This is a genomic window from Streptomyces sp. NPDC014891, from assembly GCF_043081085.1.
Classification (GTDB): Bacteria; Actinomycetota; Actinomycetes; order Streptomycetales; family Streptomycetaceae; genus Streptomyces.
This window is the reverse complement of record NZ_JBIBWF010000001.1, coordinates 597,464-621,270: the sequence shown is the minus strand read 5'-3', so window position 1 is coordinate 621,270 and position 23,807 is coordinate 597,464. Positions and strand designations below refer to the sequence as shown.

At 74.9% G+C, this 23,807-nt stretch carries 18 protein-coding genes; 9 read left to right on the top strand and 9 right to left on the bottom strand.

Translation table 11 applies throughout. From position 1 onward, the window contains the following. Positions 1 to 173: 173 nt before the first annotated feature. From ACF09E_RS02545 to ACF09E_RS02530, 4 genes are all read left to right on the top strand, one after another. The gene (locus tag ACF09E_RS02545; protein ID WP_392203482.1) at positions 174 to 1,973 is read left to right on the top strand and encodes a hypothetical protein; all 1,800 of its coding nucleotides are present in this window, start codon (positions 174 to 176) and stop codon (positions 1,971 to 1,973) included. Positions 1,974 to 2,143: 170 nt separating this feature from the next. After that, complete coding sequence (locus ACF09E_RS02540) at positions 2,144 to 5,224, top strand: BTAD domain-containing putative transcriptional regulator (protein ID WP_392203481.1); 3,081 nt, start codon at positions 2,144 to 2,146, stop codon at positions 5,222 to 5,224. Positions 5,225 to 5,360: 136 nt separating this feature from the next. Next, on the top strand, positions 5,361 to 5,549 hold the full coding sequence (locus tag ACF09E_RS02535; RefSeq protein ID WP_392203480.1) for a hypothetical protein: 189 nt from the start codon (positions 5,361 to 5,363) through the stop codon (positions 5,547 to 5,549). 97 nt (positions 5,550 to 5,646) lie between these two features. Beyond that, positions 5,647 to 7,683, top strand: a complete 2,037-nt coding sequence (locus ACF09E_RS02530) for a BTAD domain-containing putative transcriptional regulator (RefSeq protein ID WP_392203479.1) — start codon at positions 5,647 to 5,649, stop codon at positions 7,681 to 7,683. Between the two features lie 72 nt (positions 7,684 to 7,755). Here ACF09E_RS02530 and ACF09E_RS02525 read toward each other — a convergent pair whose 3' ends face one another. Next, positions 7,756 to 8,505 carry an ABC transporter permease gene (locus tag ACF09E_RS02525; RefSeq protein ID WP_392203478.1) on the bottom strand — a complete coding sequence of 250 codons (750 nt, stop codon included), beginning with the start codon at positions 8,503 to 8,505 and terminating at the stop codon, positions 7,756 to 7,758. A gap of 2 nt (positions 8,506 to 8,507) precedes the next feature. Continuing rightward, positions 8,508 to 9,473 (bottom strand): ABC transporter ATP-binding protein, encoded by a 966-nt coding sequence (locus tag ACF09E_RS02520; protein WP_392203477.1) that lies wholly within the window; start codon positions 9,471 to 9,473, stop codon positions 8,508 to 8,510. Positions 9,474 to 9,557: 84 nt separating this feature from the next. Between ACF09E_RS02520 and ACF09E_RS02515 the strand changes: the two genes are divergently transcribed. Next, entirely contained in the window at positions 9,558 to 10,781 is a 1,224-nt protein-coding gene (locus tag ACF09E_RS02515) for a sensor histidine kinase (protein WP_392203476.1), read from the top strand. Between the two features lie 2 nt (positions 10,782 to 10,783). Beyond that, complete coding sequence (locus ACF09E_RS02510) at positions 10,784 to 11,434, top strand: response regulator (protein ID WP_392203850.1); 651 nt, start codon at positions 10,784 to 10,786, stop codon at positions 11,432 to 11,434. Between the two features lie 146 nt (positions 11,435 to 11,580). On the opposite strand, the gene ACF09E_RS02505 is transcribed toward ACF09E_RS02510, so the two are convergent. Both ACF09E_RS02505 and ACF09E_RS02500 read right to left on the bottom strand, forming a co-directional pair. After that, entirely contained in the window at positions 11,581 to 12,624 is a 1,044-nt protein-coding gene (locus ACF09E_RS02505; RefSeq protein ID WP_392203475.1) for an LLM class F420-dependent oxidoreductase, read from the bottom strand. Positions 12,625 to 12,689: 65 nt separating this feature from the next. Beyond that, positions 12,690 to 14,378 (bottom strand): class I adenylate-forming enzyme family protein, encoded by a 1,689-nt coding sequence (locus ACF09E_RS02500; RefSeq protein ID WP_392203474.1) that lies wholly within the window; start codon positions 14,376 to 14,378, stop codon positions 12,690 to 12,692. Between the two features lie 237 nt (positions 14,379 to 14,615). Between ACF09E_RS02500 and ACF09E_RS02495 the strand changes: the two genes are divergently transcribed. Together ACF09E_RS02495 and ACF09E_RS02490 are read left to right on the top strand one after the other, a co-directional pair. Further along, positions 14,616 to 15,755, top strand: coding sequence for a CaiB/BaiF CoA transferase family protein (locus tag ACF09E_RS02495; protein WP_392203473.1), 1,140 nt, complete (start codon positions 14,616 to 14,618; stop codon positions 15,753 to 15,755). Continuing rightward, on the top strand, positions 15,752 to 16,906 hold the full coding sequence (locus ACF09E_RS02490; protein ID WP_392203472.1) for an acyl-CoA dehydrogenase family protein: 1,155 nt from the start codon (positions 15,752 to 15,754) through the stop codon (positions 16,904 to 16,906). Before ACF09E_RS02495 ends, ACF09E_RS02490 begins: the two co-directional genes overlap by 4 nt. A gap of 133 nt (positions 16,907 to 17,039) precedes the next feature. On the opposite strand, the gene ACF09E_RS02485 is transcribed toward ACF09E_RS02490, so the two are convergent. The 5 genes from ACF09E_RS02485 to ACF09E_RS02465 all read right to left on the bottom strand — a co-directional run bounded on the left by ACF09E_RS02485 (position 17,040) and on the right by ACF09E_RS02465 (position 22,644). Beyond that, positions 17,040 to 18,068, bottom strand: a complete 1,029-nt coding sequence (locus tag ACF09E_RS02485; RefSeq protein ID WP_392203471.1) for an ornithine cyclodeaminase — start codon at positions 18,066 to 18,068, stop codon at positions 17,040 to 17,042. Continuing rightward, complete coding sequence (locus ACF09E_RS02480) at positions 18,068 to 19,144, bottom strand: PLP-dependent cysteine synthase family protein (protein ID WP_392203470.1); 1,077 nt, start codon at positions 19,142 to 19,144, stop codon at positions 18,068 to 18,070. Before ACF09E_RS02480 ends, ACF09E_RS02485 begins: the two co-directional genes overlap by 1 nt. 5 nt (positions 19,145 to 19,149) lie before the next feature. After that, complete coding sequence (locus ACF09E_RS02475; RefSeq protein WP_392203469.1) at positions 19,150 to 20,052, bottom strand: DUF2236 domain-containing protein; 903 nt, start codon at positions 20,050 to 20,052, stop codon at positions 19,150 to 19,152. Positions 20,053 to 20,106: 54 nt separating this feature from the next. Next, entirely contained in the window at positions 20,107 to 21,126 is a 1,020-nt protein-coding gene (locus ACF09E_RS02470) for a hypothetical protein (protein ID WP_392203468.1), read from the bottom strand. 87 nt (positions 21,127 to 21,213) lie between these two features. After that, positions 21,214 to 22,644, bottom strand: coding sequence for an aldehyde dehydrogenase family protein (locus tag ACF09E_RS02465; RefSeq protein WP_392203467.1), 1,431 nt, complete (start codon positions 22,642 to 22,644; stop codon positions 21,214 to 21,216). Between the two features lie 259 nt (positions 22,645 to 22,903). Between ACF09E_RS02465 and ACF09E_RS02460 the strand changes: the two genes are divergently transcribed. Next, positions 22,904 to 23,680: a thioesterase II family protein gene (locus ACF09E_RS02460; RefSeq protein WP_392203466.1), complete on the top strand. Its 777-nt coding sequence runs from the start codon at positions 22,904 to 22,906 to the stop codon at positions 23,678 to 23,680. Positions 23,681 to 23,807: the final 127 nt, after the last annotated feature.

Sequence of the window (23,807 nt, the reverse complement as noted above, 5' to 3'; positions counted from 1 at the left end):
GGCTTCGTGTGGTGGAGGGCCCCCGCCCGGCACGGCGGGCGTTCGCCGGCAGGTGGAAACCGGCCACGCTATATCCCGCGTTGATCGTTTTCCTATCCCCGTGCCCTTTCATCGAGTCCGGGGGTGTGAAGCCCCTCGACACCGCCAGTGATCCAGGGGACAGGAGCCGACGCATGCGTCCGCGATGGAGTGACGACGACCGGCCTCATGAGGGGGCCGCGCCACGGGGCGCCGCGGACGGCGACGCCGACGTCGAACCGCCGGCCGGGGGGACGGAGGCCGGACCGGTGCCGGGCGGGCGGCTGCTGATCGCCGGCGAGGACCAGGTGCTCCGGGCTCTCGCCGGGGCCGCGACGCGGGCCGGGTGCCGCGACGTCCTGGTCCGCCGGACGGGCGGGGGTGACGCGGAGGCGCCCGGCACCACGGAGTGGACGGCGGGGGAGACGCTCAGCGCCGCCGACGCCGTGCTCCACGTCGCCCGGTCGACGGCCGAGTTGGCCGCCACGGCCGACCGGTGCGCCGACGCCGGCGCGTGGCTGGGGCAGGTGCTGGTCTACGGCGACGAACTGTGGACCGGCCCCCTCGGTCCCGCGGACCGCACCGCGGCGGCCTCTGCCTGGCGGCGCCTGCGCGGTCTTCCGTCGCGGGTCCCGCCCGCCGCGCCGACGGGGGCCGCGCCGGTCGACCCCGGCGCCGCGCTCGACCCGGGGCGAGCCGAGTGGATCGCCGACCTGCTCCTGAGCGCCTGGCTGGGCCGCGGCGGCACGGGGACGGCGGGCACCGTGGCGGGCCATGGACCCGCGGGGGCGGGCACGGCGCGCGGCGCTGCGACCCCGGGAGCGGGAGAGGCCGGGGCCCCGGACGCGGGGATCGTCGGGGGGCCGGGGGACGACGGAGGCGTCTGTCTCGTACGGACCGACCTGCGGACCTCGTCCGGCGGCCGGCACCCCGTGGTGCCGTTCCCCCGGCCCGGCCGATCGGCCACCCGCGCGGGCACCGAGACGGGGGCGCGGGCCGCGTTCCTCGGGCGGATCGGCGGTCCGGCCGTCGATCCCGCACGGCTGCTGGAGCGGATCGAGGCGGTCGCGGACGCCAGGACCGGGCTCCTCGGGCCGGTCCCGGAGGCCACGCAGGGGCCGGCCGGCCTGTGGGGGTGCGCGGTCGCGGTGCCCGACCCGTTCGGCCCGCCGTCCGCCGACGCGCCGGGCGTCACCGTGTGGGGTCACGGACGGGACGCCCACGGCGCCCGCCTCGCGGCGCTGCTCGACGCGCTCGCCGCGTACGGAGCCCTGGCCGCCGCCCCGGACGCCCGGGGCGGCGGTGAGGTCTGGGGCCTCGACCTCGTCACCGACCGGCTGCGCCGGGTCCGCGCCGCCGAGGCGTCGCCGGCCCCGGCGCCGGGCGCGCCGTACCGGCTGCCGACGGGCGTGGCGGCCGGGCTCACCTGGGCGGCCGCGGTGGAGGCCGCGCTGACCACGCACTGCGAGGCGCTGGTGGTCCACCGGCTCGTCCAGCCGGACACACGCGTCCCCCGGCTCGTGCTTCCGGACCACGCGGGCCCCGCCGCCCTCCGCGCGCTGCGCGCGGCGGGTGAGCCGGTGGTCCACGACCTGACCGCGCTGGTCTCCGTGCCTGCCTGCGCGGTCCGGCTCGGGGACGACACCGTCGTCGGCGTCGCCGCGACGTGGGACGAGGCCCTCGCGGCGGCCGCCGAACGAGCCCTGCTCGCCAGGGAGAAGGACGTTCCGCCCACCGCCTTGGGCCCTTCCGTCCCGACCGTCCCCTCCGTCACCCCGGACCGGGAGACGGCCGGCGGGCCGCTCCCGGTGGAGGGCGCCGCGTCAGGGCGGGCGGGGCTCGTCGAGGTGCTCCGGGCCCGGGGACGGGCCCCCGTCGCGGTGCTGCTCGACCACGATCCGCAGGCCGTCCGCCTCCTCCCGTATCTCGTCCATGTGACGCTGATGGACGGCTGACGTCCCCTCATGCCCGGTTCGTGCCCGATGCCGGGCACGGGTTGCGAAACATTCCAGGATGTCAGGTGCCGCATACCTGCAGGCCGTGTAATGATCGCGGGGCTGACGCCTGGCGTCGGGTCACTGTGCGACGGGGGGTCGCGTAGCCGCGAGTGCAGAAGGCAGGATCCATGGGGGGGTCGATTCGGTTCCGCGTGCTCGGAGCCGTGTCCGTGTACCGGGACGAGAAACCGATCACCATCGGGTCTCCGCAGCAGCAGGCGCTGCTCGTGGCGCTGCTGCTGCGCTGCGGCAGGGTCGCCTCGACCCAGGAACTGATCGCCTCGGTCTGGGGCGAGGAGTCCCCGGGCTCGGCGCTGGCGAGCCTGCGCACCTACGTGTGGCGGCTGCGCCGGCTCCTGGAGGAGGACTCCGCCGCGCCCCGGCTGCTGCTCTCCCAGCCCGACGGCTACCGCTTGGTCGTGCCGCCGCTCTCGGTGGACCTGCACCGTGCCGAGCAGCTCGCAGCCGAGGCCGGGCGGGCCCGGGCCGGAGGCGACGACGAGGCCTGCGGCCGGCTGCTGGCCGAGGCGCTCGGCCTCTGGCAGGGCGCGCCGCTGGCCGGCGTGCCCGGCCCGTACGCCGAGCAGCAACGGGCCCGCTTCACGGAGCTGCGGATCGGGCTGGAGGAAAAACGTTTCGCGCACGAGCTGGAGGCGGGCCGGCACGGCGCGGTCATCCCCGACCTCACCGTGTTCACCCAGGAGAACCCGCTCCAGGAACGGCCGTACGGCTTCCTCATGCGCGCCCTGTACGCCTCCGGACGGCAGGCGGACGCGCTGGCGGTCTACGCGCGTGCCCGGCGCGTCCTCGCCGAGGAGCTCGGCGTCGACCCCGGCCCCGAACTGACCGCGCTGCACGAGCGGGTCCTCGCGGGCGACCCGCTCCTCGACGTCTCGGTCCGCAGCCCCCGGCCGGCCACGGCCGTCCCCGAAACCCCCCGTCCGCCGACTCCCGAGGATCCACCGCCCTCCCCGGCGTCCCTCGACGCGGACCCCTCCGGCCCTCCCGCCGCCGACCCGCCCGCCCCCGGCACCACCCCCGCGCCCGACCCCGAGTCCGTCGCGCAGACCCCCGCCCGGCCCGCCCAACTCCCCGCCGACGCATTTGACTTCACGGGGCGCGCCGAACAGGTCGAGGAGCTGAGCCGGGTCCTCACCGCCCCCGACCGGACCTCGCTCCCGGTCGCGTCCATCAGCGGCATGGGCGGCCTCGGCAAGACCACCCTCGCCCTGCGGGTCGCCCACCGGATCAAGCACGAGTTCCCCGACGGGCAGCTCTACGTCGACCTGCGCGGCAGCGGTCTCGAACCCGCCGACCCGTCGGCCGTCCTCGGCAGCATGCTCGCCGCGATGGGCGTGGCCCCGCACGCGCTCCCGGCCATGACCGACGACCGCGCCCGGCTCCTGCGCACCCTGCTCGACGGTCGGCGCATGCTGCTGCTCCTCGACAACGCCCGGGACCCCGCGCAGGTGGGTCCGCTGCTGCCCGGCTCGGCGGGATGCGCCGTGATCGTCACCAGCCGCACCCGGCTCGTCGGCATCCCCAGCGCGGTGACCGCCGTCGCCCTCGAGGCCTTCGCGACCGGCGAGGCGATCGAGCTGCTCACCGCGATCGTCGGCGCCGCACGCGTGGAGGCAGAGCCCGACGCCGCGGACGACCTGGTGAGCGCGTGCGGGCACCTCCCGCTCGCCGTCCGGATCGTGGCCGCCCGCCTCGCAGCCCGGCCGCGCTGGCAGCTGGAGACCATGACCCGCCGGCTGGCCGACGAACGCCGCCGGATCGGCGAGCTGCGCGCCGGAGACCTGGCCGTCGCGGCGACCTTCGAACTCGGCTACCGCCAGCTCCCGCAGGAACAGGCGTGCGTCTTCCGGCTCCTCGCGCCGGTGGCCCGTCCCAGCATCGGCCTGGAGGTGGCCGCCGCGGCCCTCGGCCTCGACGCCTACGACGCCGAGGAGATCCTGGAGTCGCTGGTCGACGCGGCCATGCTGGAGGCGCCGCAGCCGGGGCGGTACCGCTACCACGACCTCGTCTGGGCCTTCGCGCTCCAGCTCGGCGTGCCGCCCGGCGACGGCGGCGGCGAGGCCGGCATCCCCGTACTGGCACCGCTCCTCGACCATCTGCTGGCCGTCGGCCGCGCCGCCTTCCAGTGCATGGTGCCCGGCAACCCGGACGGCGTCTTCCTCACCTCCGACCCGGCGCCCGCGCCGCCCTTCGCCGGGCTCGCGGAGGCCCGCGCCTGGGTGACCGCCGAGTTCGAATGCCTCACCCACGCGTTGACGCTGGCCGCCCGCAGCCCCGCCGGGTCGGCCCCGCGGATCCTGCGGGTCGCCGCCGACCTGCTCATCGCCCTCACCCCCTTCGGCAAGGACGTCCCGTACGGGCAACTCGCCTCCGCCGCGCAGGCCCTGGCCGAGACGGCCGCGCAGCGCGGCGACGACCACGTCGCCGGGCGGTCCCGCTTCGTCTGCGGGAACGCCGCGCTGCAGAGCGCCCGGCTCGGCGAGGCCGAGCAGTTCGCCCGGCTCGCGGCCGAGGCGTGCGAGCGGGTCGGAGACCGGGTGATCCTGCGTCAGACGCTCAACGACCGCGGTCTGATCGCGCAGTTCCAGCACCGCTACGAGGACGCGGTGCACTTCTACGACCAGGCCATCGAGCTGGCGGTCGCGCTCGGGCACCGTTCGGGCGAACTGGTGACGCGGCTCAACGCGGCGCAGGCCCGGCTGCGTGGCGGTCGTGCGGAGGAGGCGCGCGTCGCGTGCGACGAGGCGCTGGCCGCGCTGCGGGAGGTCGAGGACCACCACGGTGCCGCCTACGCGCTGTACGTGCAGGGCATGGCGCTGCACGAACTGGGCCGGCACGACGAGGCGGTCGCGAGCTACGCCCGGTGCCTGGACCTGTGCGAGGCCTGGCAGATCCGCGGACAGGAATCGCAGGCCCGCCACCGGCTGGCCGAGACCCTGAGGGTCACGGGACGCCGGGAGGAGGCCCTCAAGGAGGCGGGGCGGGCGTTGGTGCTGTGCGAGCAGCGCGGCGCGGCACGCGACCAGGGGCTCGCCCTCCTGGTGCTCGGCCGGACCCTGGCCGACCTCGGCGACACCGGGGCCGCGGAGGTCCGCGCCCGCCAGGCCCACCTGCTCTTCACCCGGCTCGGGCTGCCCGACGCCGACCACACGGCCGCTCTCCTCACGGCCCTCGGCGACCTGCTGTGAAGCTGCCCCGGCATCCCCGGCGGCAGGAATATATCCCCAGGTCAGAGCGGATATCCAGGATCTATCCAGCGTAGATCGGCAGGCGGCAGAGTCTGACTCGCCAGCACGAACGACGAGCGAACGGAAGACCGAGCACATGCGAGCGACCACCTCCACCCGTCCCACCACCCGCGCCCTGCGCACCGCCTGCGTCGCGATCGCCGCGGTGCTCGGCCTCTCCCTCCTGGCCGTCGTCGAGCACCAGGTCACGGCGCCCGCGACGAACACCGTCGCGGCCGAGGGCCCGATCATCGACGACATCCACGAGTGGGACAGCCGCGGCTGATCACGCCGGCGCGGTCCGTCGCCCACGACGGGACGGACGGCGAAACGAACGACCATGCCATGGGGGAGTCATGACGGGTGGTAGTCCGGCGACGGCGTTGGCTGAACGAGACGTCGCCACCCTGGTCCGCGCCGCGCGGGCCCGCAACGGGGTCAGTCAGCGGGACCTCGCCGAGAAGTCCGGGATCGGTCTGCGGACGCTCCGCGAGATCGAGCGGGGCCGGGTCAGGGCCCCGAGATCCGGATCGCTGCGCAGAATCGCCGAAGCCCTGCACGAACCCGCCCTGCTGGCGCAGGCCGGAGTCGCCGCCGCTGCCGACGAGGACGTCCCCGAGGACGCCCCGCTGGTCCTGAGGATCCTCGGCAGGATGTCCGCCACGCGCGGCGACGCCGAACTGCTCACCGGAACGCCGAAGCAGCGGACCCTGCTCGGACTGCTCGCGCTCAAGGCCCACCAGGTGGTCGAACGCGACGAGATCATCGAAGTGCTCTGGGACGGCGAACTGCCCGACACCTTCGGTCAGTTGATACACACCTACATCTCACGCATCCGGCTCGCGCTGGACGCGCACGCCCTCCCCGACATCGGCCGCACCGCGGTCGTGCGGCACGGCGGCGGCTACGAACTCCGGATCGAGGGGGACAGCCGGCTCGACGTCCGGGAGTTCGTCCGGCTGACGGACGAGGCCGCGCGGGCCCGCGCCGGCGACGACCCGGTCCACGAGCAGGCCCTGCTCTCCGAGGCGCTGGGGCTCTGGCGCGGCCGGCTCCTGGAAGGCGCCCCGCCGCGGCTTGCCCGGCACGCCGCCGCCGTCGAGCACGGCCGGCTGCGCGTCGCCTCCGCGCTGCGCCTCGCCGATCTCGCCCTCGCCCGCGGGCAGCACGAGGAGGTGCTCGCCCAGGTCGGGCCGATCGCCCGGCACGAGACGCTGCACGAGGGCCTGCACGCCCGGCTGCTCGCCGCGCTCGCCGGTTCCGGCCGCCGGGCGGAGGCGCTGGAGATGTTCGCCGCGGTCGCCCGCCGGCTCCGCGCCGAGAGCGGCATCGAGCCCGGCGCCGAACTCCGCGAGGCCCAGATGACCGTGCTGCGGGAGGACGCCCGGGCCGGGACCGTGAGCACGGAGCGGCCCGCCGGCCGTGCCGACGCCCCGCGCTCCGTCCAGCTTCCGCAGAGCGTCGGGGACTTCGTGGGCCGCGTCGAGCACTTCCAGGTCCGTCAGTACCTGACCGGGCAGGGGCCGCTGGCCGCGTTCGGCGCGGCGCCGGTCGCCGCCCTCCACGGGCCGGCCGGCGTCGGGAAGTCCGCCCTGACCGTCCAGATCGCCGCCGCCGTCGCCCGCCACTTCCCCGACGGCGTCCTGCACGCCCGGCTGCGCTCCGGCGCGCCCGACGAGGTCCGTACGGCGCTGCGCGGCTTCGCCCGGGCCCTGGGCGTACCGGCGGCCGGGCTGCCCACCGGACTGCCCGAACTCGCGGCCCTCTACCAGGAGGCCGTGGCCGGACGCCGGGTCCTGGTGGTCGTCGACGACGCGCCGGGGGAGCGCGCCGTGCGCCCCCTGCTGCCGACCGGCCCCGGCGGCGCCGCCCTGCTGGCCGGACGGACCCCGCTGCCCGGCCTGGAGGGCGCCCAGCACTTCCGCGTCGAGCGCTTCACCGCCGACCAGTCCGTCTCCCTGCTCGCCCGGATCGCCGGCGAGCGGCGGGTGCTGGCCGAACGGACGGCGGCCGAGACCCTGGCCGAGCTGTGCGACGGGATCCCGCTGGCCGTGCGGATCGCGGGCATGCGGCTCGCCGCCCGCCCGCACTGGACCCTGGCCCGGCTGGCGGACCGGCTGGCCGACGAGGACCGGCGGCTGTCGGAGCTGGTCGCCGGCGACCTGTCCGTACGGGAACGGCTGACGTCCGCGTACGAGGGTCTGGATCCCGTGCTCCGTGACGCCGTGCGCGCGCTCGCCCGGTCCGAGGGCCGGGCGTTCACCCCGGACGGCGCGGCCGCGGTGCTGCGGTGCGGCGGGCACCAGGCGGAGGACCTCCTGGAACGGCTGGTCGACCACCAGCTGTTCGAACCCCCGGTCGGCGCCGGCGAGGAGTACGCCTTCTCGCCCCTGGTGCGCCTCCACGCCCGGGAACAGTGAACGGCGTGAGGGGACGGTCGTCGATGCCCACCGTCCCCGTCCCCTCACGCGTCCCTCACGGCGGCCGGACGCTCACGCGTCGCGTGTGCGGAGCGTCAGCCAGCCGCCGACCGCCGCCGCCCCCGCCCACACCCCCATGACCAGGACCCCGGTCATGGGGCCGTAGGGCGCGGCGGCGGCGGGGTCGAGCCGCAGTCCGTACTGGCCCGCCCGGTCCGGCAGGTACCAGGCCAGCTCCTGCAGGCCGGGGATCTCCGCCAGTACCGGGGAGACCAGGAACAGCACGGGGATCAGGACGCCCATGGAGAGCATCAGACTGCGCAGCATCGCCGTGAACCCCATGCACATGACCGCGAGCAGCGGGAAGTACAGGGCGCCCACCACGATCGCCCGCACCGTGCCGGCGTCGCCGAGCGCCGCGCCGTGCTCGCCGAGCAGACGCTGCGAGAGGAGGAACGTGGACAGCGAGGCGACCGCGCCGGCCACCAGGGCCAGCACCGCCCCGACGGTGAGCTTGGCCGCGTACATCAGACCGCGCCGGGGCACCGCCGCCAGCGACACCCGGATGGCGCCGTTCTGGTACTCGTTGCCGACCACCAGGACGGCGAAGGCGATCACCACGACATGGGCGAACAGGATGCCGTAGTAACCGAGCTGCACCGGGTCGAAGCCGGGGCCGTCCGCCTCCTCCGGGCCGACCGACCCCGTCACGCCGGCACCGATGCCGACGAGCAGGGCGGCGGCCAGCGGCAGCGACCACAGGACCGCACGCACCGAGCGGATCTTCGTCCACTCCGAGCGGAGCACCGCGTCGACAGACATCGTCAGACCACCTCTCCGAGGGGTCGCCCCCCGTACTCCACCGAATCGGCGGTCATGCGCATGAATGCCTCCTCCAACGAGTCCTCCACCTGGACCAGCTCCAGGACGGCGGCCCCCTCGTGAGCCGCGCAGCGGCCGACGTCGGCGGCCTCCGCCGCGTACACCTCCAGCGCGTCGCCGTCGCCGGGCACCACCCGCAGCCCCTTGCGTTCCAGGGCCCCACGCAGCCGCTCCGGCTCGTCGGCCCGCACCCGCACCCGGGAGCGGCCGTGCTCGGCGGCGAACTCGGCCATGGACACGTCCGCCAGCAGCCGGCCCCGGCCGATCACGACCAGCCGGTCCGCGAGCAGCGCCGTCTCCGTCATCAGGTGACTGGAGATCAGCACCGCCCGGCCCCGGTCCGCCAGTCCCCGCAGGAAGTGCCGCAGCCAGCGGATGCCCTCGGGGTCCAGACCGTTGACCGGCTCGTCGAGGATCAGCACCGCGGGGTCGCCGAGCAGCGCCGCGGCGATGCCCAGGCGCTGGCGCATCCCCAGCGAGAAGCCGCCGATGCGGCGACGGGCCGCGGAGTCCATGCCGACCTGCTCCAGCACCTCGTCGACCCGCCCCGGCGGTATGCGTCCGGCGTGGGCGACGCAGAGCAGATGGTCGCGCGCGGTCCTGCTCGGATGCGCCGCCTGTGCGTCCAGCAGCGCGCCGACGTGGCGCAGCGGCTCGACCAGCCGGGCGTACGGCCGTCCCGCGACCAGGACCTCGCCCGCGGTGGGCCGGTCCAGTCCCAGAATCATCCGCAGGGTCGTGGACTTCCCCGCGCCGTTCGGGCCGAGGAAGCCGGTGACGGAACCGGCCCGCACCTGGAAGGTGAGGTCCTTCACCACTGTCCGGTCGCCGTACGCCTTCACCAGGCCGCGTACGTCGACGGCCGGTGCGTCGCCCGCACCGTGCGCCGTTGCGTTGTCCCTGTTCATGTCCTCAAGCCAACCGTGCGGCGGTGCCGGACGGATCCCCCGGCGGCGGGAGTCACCTCCCCCCGGGGAGGGAGTTGATCCACCATGAGACGTCTGCCGTCGACGCTCTACGACGCCCTGCGCCAGGGCCGCACGTACGCCCGGGGGCTCCACCTGCTGCTCGGAGCGGCCGTCGGGCCCGTCTGCGTCCTGATGTGGCCCGGGATCACGGAGAGCCTGGCGCGCACCCTCGCGGCCTGTGCCCTCGTGCCGGTGGTCCCCCTGCTGCTCCTCGGCCTGGTGCCGGGGGCGCGGCGGGCGGAGGGGATCCAGGCGCGCCTGCTGCTCGTTCCGGACGACGAGGACGACATCGGTCGCGCCCCGGCCCGGAGCCTCTCCGACCGCCTGCGCACCAGCGTCTGGCTGGTGCTGCGCTGCTGGTGGGGACTGCTCGTCGCCAGCGTCGTGGCCCAGCTGCTGTCCGTCACCGGAACGCTGGCGTCCGCGCCCGCCGTCGAGGCCTCCCGCACGATCCTCGGCGTCACCGTCCCCGGCGGCCACCGCCACATCTGGTACCTGGGCCTCGTGCCGCCGCTGCTCGTCGCCGTGTTCGGACTGGTCGTGTGGGCCGGGAACGCACAACTCGCGCTCGCCCGAAAGCTGCTGGGGCCCTCGACGGCCGAACGGCTGGCGGTCGCGGAGCGCCGCGCGGACGAACTCCTGGCCCGCAACCGGCTCGCCGGCGAACTCCACGACTCCATCGGCCACGCCCTCACCGTCACGGTGCTCCAGGCGAGCGCGGCCCGCGAACTCATCGACGCCGACCGTGACTTCGTCCTCCGGGCGCTGACGGCGATCGAGGACACCGGCCGCCGGGCCATGGACGACCTGGAGCGCACCCTCGGCTACCTGAAGGACGAGGAGCGGGGCGTCCGCACCGTGCGGCCCACGCTCGCGGACATCGGACAGCTCCTGGAGGCCAGCCGCGCGGCGGGCGTCACGGTGCGCTCGCGCACGGCCGCCGACGTGGACGCCGTGCCGGGCGTCGTCTCCCGCGAGGCGTACCGCATCCTCCAGGAGGCGCTCACCAACGCGATGAAGCACGCCCCCGGTTCACCCGTGGACGTCGAGCTCGCCATCACCGGCGAACAGGTGAGGCTCACCGTCGCCAACCGGCTGGTCGAGCAGGTGCCGCAGGCCTCCGGCACCGGCAAGGGGCTGCGCAGTCTGCGGGAGCGCGCCGCGCTGCTCGGCGGCCGCGCGAGCGCCGGAGCCGCCTCGGGGCGCTGGACCGTCAGCGCCCGTCTCCCCCTACGCTTGGAATCGTGATCATGGAAATCTCCGTCCTCCTCATCGACGACGAGGAGCTCGTCCGGGCCGGCATGTCCGCCATCCTGGGCAACGCCCCCGGCATCACCGTGGTCGGCGAGGCGTCCGACGGATGCGAGGTCGTGCCGCTCGTCCGCAGGCTGCGCCCGGACGTCGTCGTCATGGACGTGCGGATGCCCACCGTCGACGGCATCACCGCGACCCGCGACCTCATGGCCGCCGTCCCCGACCCGCCGAGGGTTCTCGTGATCACCACGTTCGAACGCGACGACTACGTCTACGAGGCGCTCAGGGAAGGGGCGTCGGGCTTCCTGCTCAAGCGGTCCCGGCCCGCCGAGATCGTCCAGGCCGTCCGTACGGTGGCGACCGGGGACTCGGTGCTCTTCCCCGCCGCGATCCGCTCGCTGGTGCGGGGGCGTCAGGCCCGTGAGCCCGGGGACGCGCTGGCCCGCGCCCAGCTCACCGAGCGGGAGGCGGAGGTGCTGCGGCTGATGGCGCAGGGCATGTCCAACGCGGAGATCGCCGAGCGGCTGTTCCTGGGGGTGCAGACGGTCAAGACCCATGTCAGCGGCACTCTGGCGAAGCTGGGGGCGCGCGACCGGACACAGGCGGTGGTCCTCGCGTACGAGTCGGGGTTCGTCGCCGTGGGCTGACGGAGGCGACAGTCTCGACCGGGCCGGCCGGATCGACCGGGCCGACCGGGCCGGCCGGACCGGCCGAGCTGGAGGACCGAGAGGGCCGGGGCTCCGGGCCCGACGGGGCTACGGGGCTTCGGCGCTCCGTGGCCGGCGGCGCCCCGTCAGCCGGTGATGTCCTTCAGGCGGGAGACCACCGTCGCCTCGGACTCGCCCTCCTGCGGCACGGGCACGACCTGGAGGTGGGTGACCCCGGACTCGCGGTAGGCGTCCAGACGGTCCCGCACGTAGCTCTCCGTGCCGCAGATCGTGGTGGCCTCGAGCAGCGCGGCGGGCACGGCTGCCGCGGCCCCGGCCCTGTCCCCGGCCCGGAACAGGCGCTGGATCGTCTCCGCCTCACGGGCATAGCCGTACCGGCTGACCAGGTCGTAGTAGTAGTTGTGGCGGGGCGCGCCCATGCCCCCGACGAACAGCGCGAGCTGGCCGCGGGCCAGCTCCCGGGCCCGCTCGGCGTCCGGACCGATCGCGAGCAGACCGCCCGCGGAGATCTGGAGCGGTCCCAGCTCGGGCCCGCGGGCCGCTGCGCCCTCCTTGAGGGCCGGGCCCCACACCCGGTCGCACCACTCGGGGACGAAGAAGAGCGGCAGCCAGCCGTCGGCGGTCTCCGCGACCATCCGGACGTTCTTCGGGCCCAGCGCCGCCACCCACACCGGGACGGTCGGGCGGACCGGGGCCGTCAGCAGCCGCATCGGCTTGCCGAGGCCGGTGCCCTGCCCCTCGGGCAGCGGCAGCGTGACCGTGCGCCCCTCGTGACGCACCGGCTCGTCCCGTCGCCAGAAGGCGCGCATGACCTCGATGGTCTCGCGGGTCCGGGCCACCGGGGCGGCGTACGGCACCCCGTGCAGCCCCTCGACGACCTGCGGGCCCGAGGAGCCGAGGCCGAGGTGGCAGCGTCCGCCGGACAGGGCGTCGACCCCGGCCGCGGTCATCGCCAGCAGGGCGGGCGTCCGGCTGAAGACGGAGAGGATGCCGGAACCGATCTCGATCCGCTCCGTACGGGCGGCGAGGAAGCCCATGAAGCTGGGCGCGTCGTAGCCGTACGCCTCCGGCACCCAGACCAGGTCCAGGCCGGCCCGCTCCAGTTCGGCGACCTGACCGGCCGCGGCGACGATGTCGGTGTCGTACTTCAGCTGCATGGAGATCTTCATGACGTGGGCTCCGGGGTGCGTCAGCGGGATGACGGGAGGTCGGGGGAGGCGGTCCGCGGGGCGGTTCAGGCGCGGGGCGCGTCGAGGCGGGGGAGGGAGCCCTCGGCGATCAGCTCCTGGACCCGGAACTTCTGGATCTTGCCGGAGGCGGTCAGCGGCAGCCCGTCCGCGAGGTACCACCGGACCGGGATCTTGTGCGGGGAGAGCTGCTCGCGGCAGCGGGCGACGCACTCCTCGACGTCCGGGCCCTCCGGGCGGTCGGCGGTGGGGAGCAGCACCGCGGCGACGATCTCGCCCCACCGGTCGTCCGGCACCCCCACCACCAGGGCGTCGCGGACGCCCGGCAGCGTGCTGAGGAAGGACTCGACGGGGCCGGGCGCGATGTTCTCGCCGCCCCGGATGATCAGGTCGCTCAGCCGGCCCTCGATCCGGACCGCGCCGGTCGCGTCCATCGACCCGATGTCGCCGGTGTGCAGCCAGCCGTCCGCGTCCACCTTCCGGGCGGTGGCCTCCGCGTCGCCGTAGTACGCGAGGAGCTGCTGGTAGCCGCGGGCGCAGATCTCGCCGGGGACGCCGAGCGGCTGCACCCGACCGGTGTCCGGGTCCACGATCTTGCACGCGACGTGCGGCAGGGGGCGGCCGACGGTGCTGGTCTTGTCCTCGGCGGTGTCGTCCGGCCGGGTCAGCGTGACCACGGACGCCAGCTCGGTCTGCCCGTACAGGTTGAACACCGTGGTCGAGAACAGCTCCTCGGTCTCGGTGATGAGCTGCGGGCGGACCGGTGCCGCTCCGGTGAGGACGGAGGAGAGCCGGGCCGGCGCGCCGTCGGCGGCGCGGGCCACGTCGTTCAGCGCGGTCAGCACCGTCGGAACACTGGTGAGCACCGCGCCGGGGGAGCGGCGCAGCACCTCGAAGAGGACCTTGGGGTCGAAGCGCTCCAGGAGCGTGAAGACGCCGCCGCTCCACAGCGGCCCCAGGCAGGAGATGACACAGCCCGCGGTGTGGAACATCGGCAGCGGGGAGACCACGGTCGCGCCGTCGTGGACACCGAGACCCTCGAAGGTCAGCCGGGCCACGTTGACCACGGACCGGTGGGAGAGCAGCACCGCCTTGGGGAGGCCGGTGGTGCCCGAGGTGAACTGGATCTGCGCCGGGACGGCGGCGACCTCCTCCGGCGAGGGAAGCGGCGCGGCACCCCGCAGCGACTCCCACGCCGCGAGCGGCACGACGTGCCGCAGACCGGGCATGTCCGGGGCCACCGTGGCCACCGTCGCGGCCATGTCGTAGCCCCGGACCGCGTCGGCGTGGATCAGCATCTCGGCCTCGGAGGTGCGCAGGGCGTGGGCGAGCTCGCCGGCCCGCAGCGCCGGGTTGAGCGCCACCAGGGTCACCCCGGCCAGCGCCGCCGCGTACGCCACGATCGGCCACTCCGGGACGTTCGGCGCCCACAGGGCGACCCGCGCGCCGAGTCCGACGCGCTCCCGCAGCCCGCCCGCCACGCTCTCGGCCTCGGCGAGCAGCTCGGCGTACGTCCAGGTGCGCGGTGTGGCGCCGTCGTCGGGGACCGACTCCAGGGCCGGGGCGTCCGGGCGGCCGGCGGCGACCTCGCGCAGCAGGGAGCCGACGGTGTGCTCCGAGAGCGGCGCCGCGGTGTCCGCGGGGCGGAGCGACTCGGCGAGCGGGGCGGCGAGGTGCGGAACCCCGTCGAGCGGCATGTCGGTGCGCGGGGCGGCCGGTGCGGTGCTGAGCTGCATGGTGACTCTCCTCGGCGTGGGCTGCCGGTCCGTCCGGCGCTGGTCCCATCCCACCCCGCGGGCCCCCGGTGCCGGATCCCCCGGCGGCTGGAAGGGGTTCCCTCCGGCGAGGGAACCGCTCGGGGGAGGCAGGAGCCGTGCAGATTCCGTCCAGGGCCCGCCGTCCGGTGGCGGGTAGCGTGCGCCCGCTTGTGCCCGCCCCTCGACCGGAGGCCGCGGGAGCGAAAGGAGTCGCAGGTGGACGTGACGGCGGGCTGGCCGGCCCTGGACGGCGTACGGGTTCTCGATCTCTCACGGCTGCTGCCCGGGGGATTCGCCACGGTGCTGATGGCCGACCTCGGCGCCGACGTGGTCAAGGTGGAGAGCCCGGACGGCGGCGACTACGGCCGGCTGGTCGATCCGGAGACGTTCGCCGCGCTCAACCGCAACAAGCGCTCCCTCGTCCTGGATCTGCGCGAGCCGTCCGAACGGGAGACCCTGCTACGGCTGGTGGAGCGCAGCGACGCCGTCGTGGAGAGCCACCGTCCCGGCGTCCTCGACGCCATGGGCCTGGGCTACGAGCGGCTGCGCGAGGCCAACCCGCGGGTGGTGCTCTGCTCCATCACCGGCTTCGGACAGGACGGGCCCTACGCCGCCCGGCCCGGCCACGACCTCAACTTCCTCGCCCTGTCCGGCTTCTTCGCCGTGCCCCACCGCCCCGGCGAGCGCGTCGACCGGGTGGGCCTCAGGATCGCCGACCTCGCCGGAGCGATGTACGCGGCCCTCTCCACCGCGGTCGCGGTCGCCTCCGCCCGCGCCACCGGCCGCGGCCAGCACCTCGACGTGTCCCTGCACGAGGCGGCCGCCGCCTGGGCCGGACCGCTCGCGCTGCCCCTGCGCACGCTGTCCGACCCGGCCGAGAGCCCTCTGGTCACCGGCGACAACGACGTGTTCACCGCCGCGGACGGCGGCCGGATCGCCCTCGCGACCTTCGAGGACAAGTTCTGGCTGACCTTCCGCAAGGCCTTCGCCGGCGAGTTCCCCGAGCTCGACGACGACGCGTACGACCGCCGTACGGCGCGCACCCGCGCCCGTGGACGGATCCGGGAGATCCTCACCGGTGTCTTCGCCCGCCGCGACCTGGCCTGGTGGTGCGCCGCGCTCGCCGCCCTGGACCTGCCCTGGGCGCCGGTGTACGAGACGGCCGACGCGTTCCTCGCCGACGCGCACGTCGCCGCCCGCGACCTCGTCGGGACCCTGCCGGGATCGGCGACCGAGGAGCCGCGCCGGCAGGTCCGCTTCCCCGTTCTGTTCGGCGAAGGACTGGACTCGCTGCGCGGCGCCGCCCCCGGGCACGGCGAGCACACCGCCGAGATCCTCGCGGAGCTGGTCCGATGAGCGGGCACGGCACGTTCGCGGAGAGCGCCGAGCACCGGGCGCTGCGGGAGGCCGTCGCCGCGTTCGCGCGCGGCCGGGGTGACGGCGGTCCCGACCCGCGCACCCCGGGCGAGCTCTGGACGGAGGCCGGACGGCTCGGCTACCTCGGGGTCAACCTCCCGGAGGAGTACGGCGGCGGGGGCTGCGGCATCACCGAACTCTCCCTCGTCATGGAGGAGTTCGGTGCGGCCGGAAACCCGCTGCTCATGCTGGTGGTGTCGCCCGCCATCTGCGGAACGGTCATCAGCCGCTTCGGCACCCCGGAACAGAAGCGCCGCCTGCTGCCCGGGCTGGCCGACGGCACCTCCCGGATGGCCTTCGGCATCACGGAGCCGGACGCCGGGTCCAACTCCCACCGGCTGACCACCACCGCCCGCCGCGACGGCACGGACTGGCTGCTCACCGGCCGCAAGGTCTTCGTCTCCGGGGTCGACGAGGCCGACGCCACCCTGGTCGTTGGCCGGACCGAGGACGCCCGGACCGGCCGCCTCAAACCCTGCCTGTTCGTGGTGCCGCGCGAGGCGCGCGGCTTCGCCCACCACGAGATCCCGATGGAACTCGGCGCCCCGGAGAAGCAGTTCGAACTCGTCCTGGACGACGTGCGGCTGCCGGCCGACGCGCTGGTCGGCGAGGAGGACGCGGGGCTGCAGCAGCTCTTCGCCGGACTGAACCCCGAACGCATCATGATCGCCGCGTTCGCCGCCGGCCTCGGCCGCTACGCCCTGGACAAGGCCGTGGACTACGCCCGCACCCGGCAGGTGTGGTCCGCCCCGATCGGCGCCCACCAGGCCGTCGCCCACCCGCTCGCCCGGCTCCACATCGAGCTCGAACTCGCCCGGCTGATGACCCGCAGGGCCGCCGAACTCTACGACGCGGGCGACGACATGGCCGCCGGCGAGGCCGCCAACATGGCCAAGTACGCCGCCGCCGAGGCGTGCGCCCACTCCGTCGACCAGGCGATCCACACCCTGGGCGGCAACGGTCTGACGACCGAGTACGGGCTCGCCTCCCTGCTGACGCTCTCCCGGGTGGCGCGGATCGCCCCGGTGAGCCGGGAGATGATCCTCAACTTCGTCTCGCACTACACCCTGGGGCTGCCCAAGTCGTACTGATCCAGGGCGCCCCCACGACCGTGGCCCCCGCCGGTGATCCGGCGGGGGCCACGGTCGTGGGGGCGCCGGGCGCGGTGGGGGACCGCGAGCGGCGGGGGGCCGTACGGCGGGGGGACGCCGTACGGCCCCCGGTTCAGTGCGGCAGGGAGAGGCCGACGCCCTGCTCGACCGCGCGCGCGTACACGGCGGCGGCCAGGGCGATGTCCTGGACGCCCATGCCGAAGGGGTTGATCACCACCCGATCGTCCTCGGCGACCGTGCGCGGGTAGTCGCCGGCGAACAGCTCCGGCAGGGAGGCGTCCACCGAGCGCCCGCCCGTGGGGGCGGCCGTCCCCGGCCCGGAGACGCGGCCGGCCCGGGCCAGCCTGCCGAGCAGCCGGTGGTCGTCGTCGACGACCAGGTCCCAGTCGTCGACGAACAGGTGGTCGCAGCCCAGCAGCAGGCTCTCGGCCGCGTCGTCGAGGGACACGTTGACGAAGGTGCCGCCCGCCGGCACCCACTCCAGCTCCACGTACGGCTCGGTGGTCGTCGTCACCGCGACCGTCACCTGGGCGCGCTCGACGGCGGAGCGGGCGTCCGGGGTCACCGTGACGGCGACCGCCGGGTGGGCGGCGCGCCAGCGGGCGGCGAGCTCCTCGGCCCGGTCCGCGTCCCGGTCGTGGACGATCAGTTCCTCGACGCCGGGGCAGGTGCTCGCCAGGAGTTCCCGGTGGACCTCCGCCTGCCGGCCGCAGCCGAGGAAGGCCACCCGCCGGACGGCCGCCAGGTCGCGCACGGCGCGCAGTGCCGCGATCGAGACGCCGGCGGTGCGCAGCGCGCTGATCCGGCCGCCCTCCATGATGCAGACCGGTCGCGCCGTCTCCGGGTCGTCGAGGACGACCAGCCCGGCGGCGCGCGGCCGGCCGAGGAGGTGGTTGCCCAGCGAGGCGTTGATGATCTTGCAGCCGTAGGCGCCGTCGGCCCAGCCGGGCAGGACGAGGCTGCGCGCCGACGCCCCGGACGGGGTGGTCCAGCGCAGCGCGGCCTCCGGGGTGAGCCCCGCCTCCTTGCGCCGGTAGGCGAGGAGCGTGTCGCGCGCCAGGTCGGCGACGGGCAGCCCGTCGCAGAGCCGGGCCACGTCGGCGCTGTCCAGATAGGTGAGCGTGTCGTCGTACGGTGTCATCAGTGCGTTCCCTTCGGGGGGTTCGACGGTCTCCGCGGGTGCGTCGGCGCGGGCGCGGCGGGCTCCCCCGCCCGCACCCGGTCCAGCAGGTCCAGCGCCGCGCGGATCTCGCCCGCGCAGCCCGGACCGCCGTCGGCGGGGGCGTCGCGCAACTGCGGGTACTTCTCCCCGCTGTCCGGACAGACGCAGGCGATCTCCCGCAGCGACGGGTCGCCGATCGCCCGGGAGACGGCGGCCAGCACCGCGGCGCCGCCGCTGCCGCCGAGGGAGATCCCGGTCCGCCGGGCGATCAGCGCACAGGCCGCGGCGGCCGCCTGGTCCGTTAGCCGCACCACGTGGTCGACGTGGTGCGGCTCCACGAAGCCCGACACCTGTCCGGAGCCGAAGCCCATGAGCTTGAACGGCCGGTCGGAGGGGGCGCCGCCGAGCGCCGAGGAGCCCACCGCGTCGACCGCGACGACCCGGGTGTCCGGGGCGTGGTCGCGGAAGAACCGCGCGATGCCCGCCAGCGTGCCGCCGGTCGACACGGCCACGGCGACCGCGTCGAACCGGCCCTCCGGCGCGGCCTTCATCAGCTCCGCGGCGGTCTGCCACTCGTGCACCCCGGGGTTGGCGGGGCTCGCGTACTGGTCGGTCCACACGGCGTCGGACCCGGCCGAGACGATCTCGCGGACGGCGTCGAGCCGCGCCCCGAGGGTCCGGCCGCCCGGCACCTCGCGGACGGTCACGACGTCGGCGCCGTACGCGCGCATCCGCGCGACGCTGGCCGGCGGCGTGCTCGGCTCCACGACCAGGGTGCACCGGTAGCCGCGCTGTGCGCAGAGGCCGGCGAGCGCCACGCCCAGGTTGCCGGAGGTCGACTCGACCACCCGCATCCCCGGACGCAGGGCCCCGCTCGATTCCAGGGCGTTCAGCAGGGCCTCCGCCGTGCGGGCCTTGATCGACCCGAAGGGGTTCTCGGCCTCCAGCTTCAGCCAGATCCGCACGGTCCGGTCGCGGAACGGGACGACGACCGGCCGCAGGGGCGTGTCGCCGATGGCCGCCAAGGGCGCGGCGGGAACTGTGGTGTGGGTCATGGTGCTCAGTCCTTGAGGCTGTCGACGCGGGTCGTCGGCTGCTGCCGCGCGGGCGGGACGGTCCGCTGGGGACCGATGTCGGCGAGGTCGTAACCGTGCGGGTAGCCCGGGTACGTCCGCGCGGTCGGCCGGGTCATCAGCCGGGCCATGAGCCGCGGCGCGACGCGCTCGGCCCCCGCGTGGCCGCGGAGCCCGGCGCGGTGGACCGCCCGCACCCAGCGGGGCGGGGTGGACATGCCGAGGGCGTCCAGCGCGGGCGCGTCCAGCCGGCACGGCAGCGTGGCCGCGACCAGGTCGCTGACCGGGCGCCGGTACCAGGAGGCGTACAGGCTCAGGATGTTGGTGCCGACGCGGTGGTTGCTCGCGGCCCGCTGGAAGCGGGCCCCCTCGTACTCACGGTTGAACTGCTCGAACGACTCGTAGTCGGTGGGGAGTTCGCGGATGTTCATCCGCTTGCCGACCCCGGTGAAGAAGTAGAAGGCGGCCAGCCGCTCCGTCTCGGAGGTGCGCCGCCAGGCCCAGCGGTCGATCCAGCGCACCGGTTCGAGGATGAACGTCGACAGGACGTACAGCATGTCCTCGTTGGCGATGTCGAACCTGCGGTGCGCCTGGTTGATCTGCCGGATCGCCTGGTGCCCCCGCGGGGAGTCGTAGCCCCCGCGGACCAGTTCGCCGAGCAGGATGCGGGTGTCGTCGTACCGCTTCTGGGCCCGCAGGGCGAACTCGCCGCTGCCGTCCAGGACGTCGGAGATGGCCGGCACGCAGCAGGTGCGCCAGATGGCGACCTCAAGCCCGCGGCCGTAGTCCCAGGGGAACTCGCTGTCGGAGGATATGCGGTGGATCTCCTGGTGATCCGCCTTGGGGTCGAGGGTCTCCAGATGTCTGAGTGTCGCGTAACGGTCTCGCATGCGTACCCCGTTCACGGTGGGTCACGGTGGGGGAAGTCGGTGCAGGCCGCGCGCCTACAGCGGGGTGGAGCCCGCGGTGCTGACGACCTCGGGCCGCGTGGGGTCGAACCGCAGCGTCTCGAAGCGCCACTGGAGCTGGCCGGTGAGCCAGCTCCGCAGCCCCGCGACGTGGCGCTCCAGGCGGTCCGCCGGGAAGAGGGCGCGCTGGGCGGGCGTCAGGTGCTCCGCGAAAGAGGAGCTGAGCGCGGTGAACCGGTCGAAGCGGTCCTGGACCATCTCCCCGACGGCGTCGGCGGCGGTCTGCAGGTCCGTGCCGTGCGCGTGCCGGTGGACCAGGACCAGGTTGTGCGGGTCGCCGAGCAGCGCCTCCTTCTCGCAGCTGAACAGGTCGTTGGTCCACAGGTCCGCGTCGGACAGCGCCGCGTTCATCTCGGCGAAGGCCGGGAGCCCGTAGATCTCCTCCGGCACCTCGAAGTGCGTGGTGACCTCGATGAGGTCGAGGTACGGCATGAGTGCGCGGCCGCGGTGGGCGATGTACTCGTCCAGCCCGGGGACGCGGCCCGTGAGCCGGTTCTCCGACTCCCACACGCAGGTGTCGAAGAAGGCCCCGATGTGGGCGGCGAGGCGCCGGCGCCAGGCCGGCGAGGTGAGGGGGGCGGTGCGGCGCCAGAGGTCCGCGTAGGCGGGGCGGAACACCTCGGTGAGGGAGTGCGCCGCCGGGCCGGCCTCGTCGTCGACGGAGCCGTCCTCGGTGAACCAGCCGAGGACCTCGTCGCAGACCTCGCGCAGCCGCTCCGGCTCCGTGCCGAGGGAGGTCTCGTCGAACTGGTCGTCCAGGACCAGCATGCAGCTGATCCAGTCGGTCACGAGCTGGAGCTCCTCCGCTCCGCTCTGCGGGTACGCCCTGCCCATCAGGGTGCCGAGCAGGGAGCGCTCGTGATGGCGGCGGGCGGCCTCGTCGGGGGCGAGGCCGAAGCGGGCCACGAAGGCCCGGGCTCCCGCCTCCGCCCGGTCGGCGAACGGACTGAGCTCCGGAGGGAACTCCACGCGGAGGTGCGGCATGCGCAGGGACACGGTGTCACCCGTCGTTTCGGTTCGAGGTGCAGGGAAGTGGGGGTGGGGAAGAAAGGGGGCCGGGTGCGGTGGAGTCCACGGTCCCGGTCAGGACGGCAGCTGGACCGCCTTGACCTCCTGGAACTCCTGGATGCCGTGGCGGCCGAGTTCCCGGCCGATGCCGGACTGCTTGTAGCCCCCGAACGGAGCGGCGGCGTTGAACTTCGCGCCGTTGACGTCGACCTGGCCCACCCGCAGCCGCCTGGCCACGGCGACCGCGCGGTCCTGGTCGCCGGACCACACGGTGGCGGCGAGGCCGTAGTCGGAGCTGTTCGCGAGCGACACCGCCCCGTCGTCGCCGTCGAACGTCATGACCGCGAGGACGGGACCGAAGACCTCCTCGCGGGCCAGCGGCGAGGAAGGGCCGACGTCCGTCCACACGCTCGGCGCCACGTAGTGCCCGGTCGCCGGCAGCGCGGCCGCGGCGTCCTGGCCGGCGACCTGACGGGCACCCGAGCGGACGGCCTGCGCCAGATGGCCGAGGACCCGCTCGCGCTGCCCGGCGGAGGCGAGGGGGCCCAGCAGGGTCGCCGGGTCCTCGGGGTCACCCGGCACGTAGCCGGCGACGACCGAACGGGCGATGTCCAGCGCCTCGTCCAGTCGCTCCCGCGGCACCAGCAGCCGGGTGCGGGCGGTGCAGGTCTGCCCCGCGTTGTGCAGGGCGCTGCGGACCCCGTCCTCGACGGCGGCGGCCAGGTCGGCGTCCGGCAGGACCACCGTGGCGGACTTGCCGCCCAGCTCCAGACAGGTCTTCTTGACCGTACGGGCCGCCGCGGCACCGACCTTCCGGCCGGCCTCCAGCGACCCGGTGAAGGACACCAGGTCGACGCCGTCGTCGGCGGACAGCGCGGCGCCCGCCGTCGCGCCCCTGCCGGGCACGAGGTTGAAGACGCCCGGCGGCAGCCCGATCCCGTCGATGAGCGTCGCCAGGAGGTACGAGGAGAGCGGGGCGAGTTCGCTCGGCTTGAGGACGAGCGTGCAGCCCGCCGCGACGGCCGCGCCGATCTTGGCGACCGCCTGGTGCAGCGGGTAGTTCCACGGGGTGATGGCGCCGACCACGCCGACCGGCTCGCGCACCACGAGGGAGTGCCCGATCCGCTCCTCGGCGGTGGCCGCGGCGAGCTCCGCCGTGAAGCCGTCGAGCACCCGCACGGGCAGGCCCGCCTGGACGCGCCGGGAGAACGTGAGGGGCGACCCCATCTCCCGCGTGACGGTCTCCGCCAGCTCGTCCTGGTGCTTCACCAGGGCCTCGCGCAGCGCCGTCAGCGCCGCCGCGCGCTCCTCGACGCCGGTCGCCGACCAGCCGGGCAGGGCCTGGCGGGCGGCGTCCACCGCGTGCCAGACGTCCTCGCTGCCGCAGTCCGGGACCTCCCCGACGATCCCCAGGGTCGCCGGGTTCTCCACGGGGAGCGTGCCGGTGGCGCGCGGGGCGGTCCACCGGCCGCCGACGTAGACCTGGTGCAGAGGGAGGGAATTCATGGCGTGACGAGTCTCTTTCGGCAGGATCGAATGAGCTGAATTCCTCCGGCGACGGGCGGCGGGGAGAGAATTCACGACGTGACGGCGGACCAATGTACGGAGTCCGGACACCCGCGGACTGGATGAATTCTGTATGGCGAACTGCCGCCCGAATCGGGTGGTGACGAGCCGTGAAATGGCGTTAGGGTGCGGTACTTGAAATGCCGGGGCGAGTGAGTTCCCGGCGGTTCGAGAAGCCCAGGGAAGCAGGCCGCCAGTGATGACCAGCCCGGTACGTGCCCCGCATGCCGCGAGCCCGGACGGGCGCTGGCTGCGCCGGCCCCGCCCGGTGACCGCGCCGAGGATCCGCCTGGTGTGCCTGCCCCACGCGGGCGGTACCGCCGGCGCGTTCTACGGCTGGGCCGACGCCCTGCCGGACGACGTGGAACTCGTCGCGGTCCAGTACCCGGGGCGGCAGGACCGCTTCGGGGAGGAGTGCGTCAGTGCCATGGGCCCGCTCGCCGACCGTGTGGCGCGCGAGCTCCTGCCGCTGTTCGACCGGCCGGTCGCGCTGCTCGGCCACAGCATGGGCGCGGCCCTCGCGTACGAGGTCACGCTGCGTCTGGAGGCGCTCTACCGGGCTCGTCCGCGCCACCTGTTCGTCTCCGGACACGGCGCGCCGCTCAGCCCGCGGGGCGGCCGCGCACTCCACCTGCAGGACGACGACGCCATGGTCGAGGGGCTGCTCGCGCTCGGCGGCATGGACCCGGCGGTGGTCGCCGAGCCGGAGCTGCTGGCCCTGCTGCTGCCGTCGTTCCGCGGCGACCTGACGCTGATCGAGACCTACCGGCCCACCGCGGCGCGGCCGGTGACCGTGCCGGTGACGGCGTACGTGGGGGACGCCGACCCGGGCGTGCCCGTCGCGCACGCCGCCGCCTGGTCGGACGCGACGTCCGGGGAGTTCTCCCTGCGGGTCTTTCCCGGAGATCATTTCTCCCTCGTGCTGGGGAGCGAGATCGTCACGGACGTCTCCCGTCTTCTCGCCGCCCCCCGCTGATTCCCCGGCGACCCTCGGCACCGGCTTTTCCCGTCTTTCCCCGACTTCCTTGCGCACCGGTCTCAGGCCGTCACGGAATCTCCCCTCCGGTGTCGTTCCCGCGCGACCCGCACGAAGTCACCCCGAC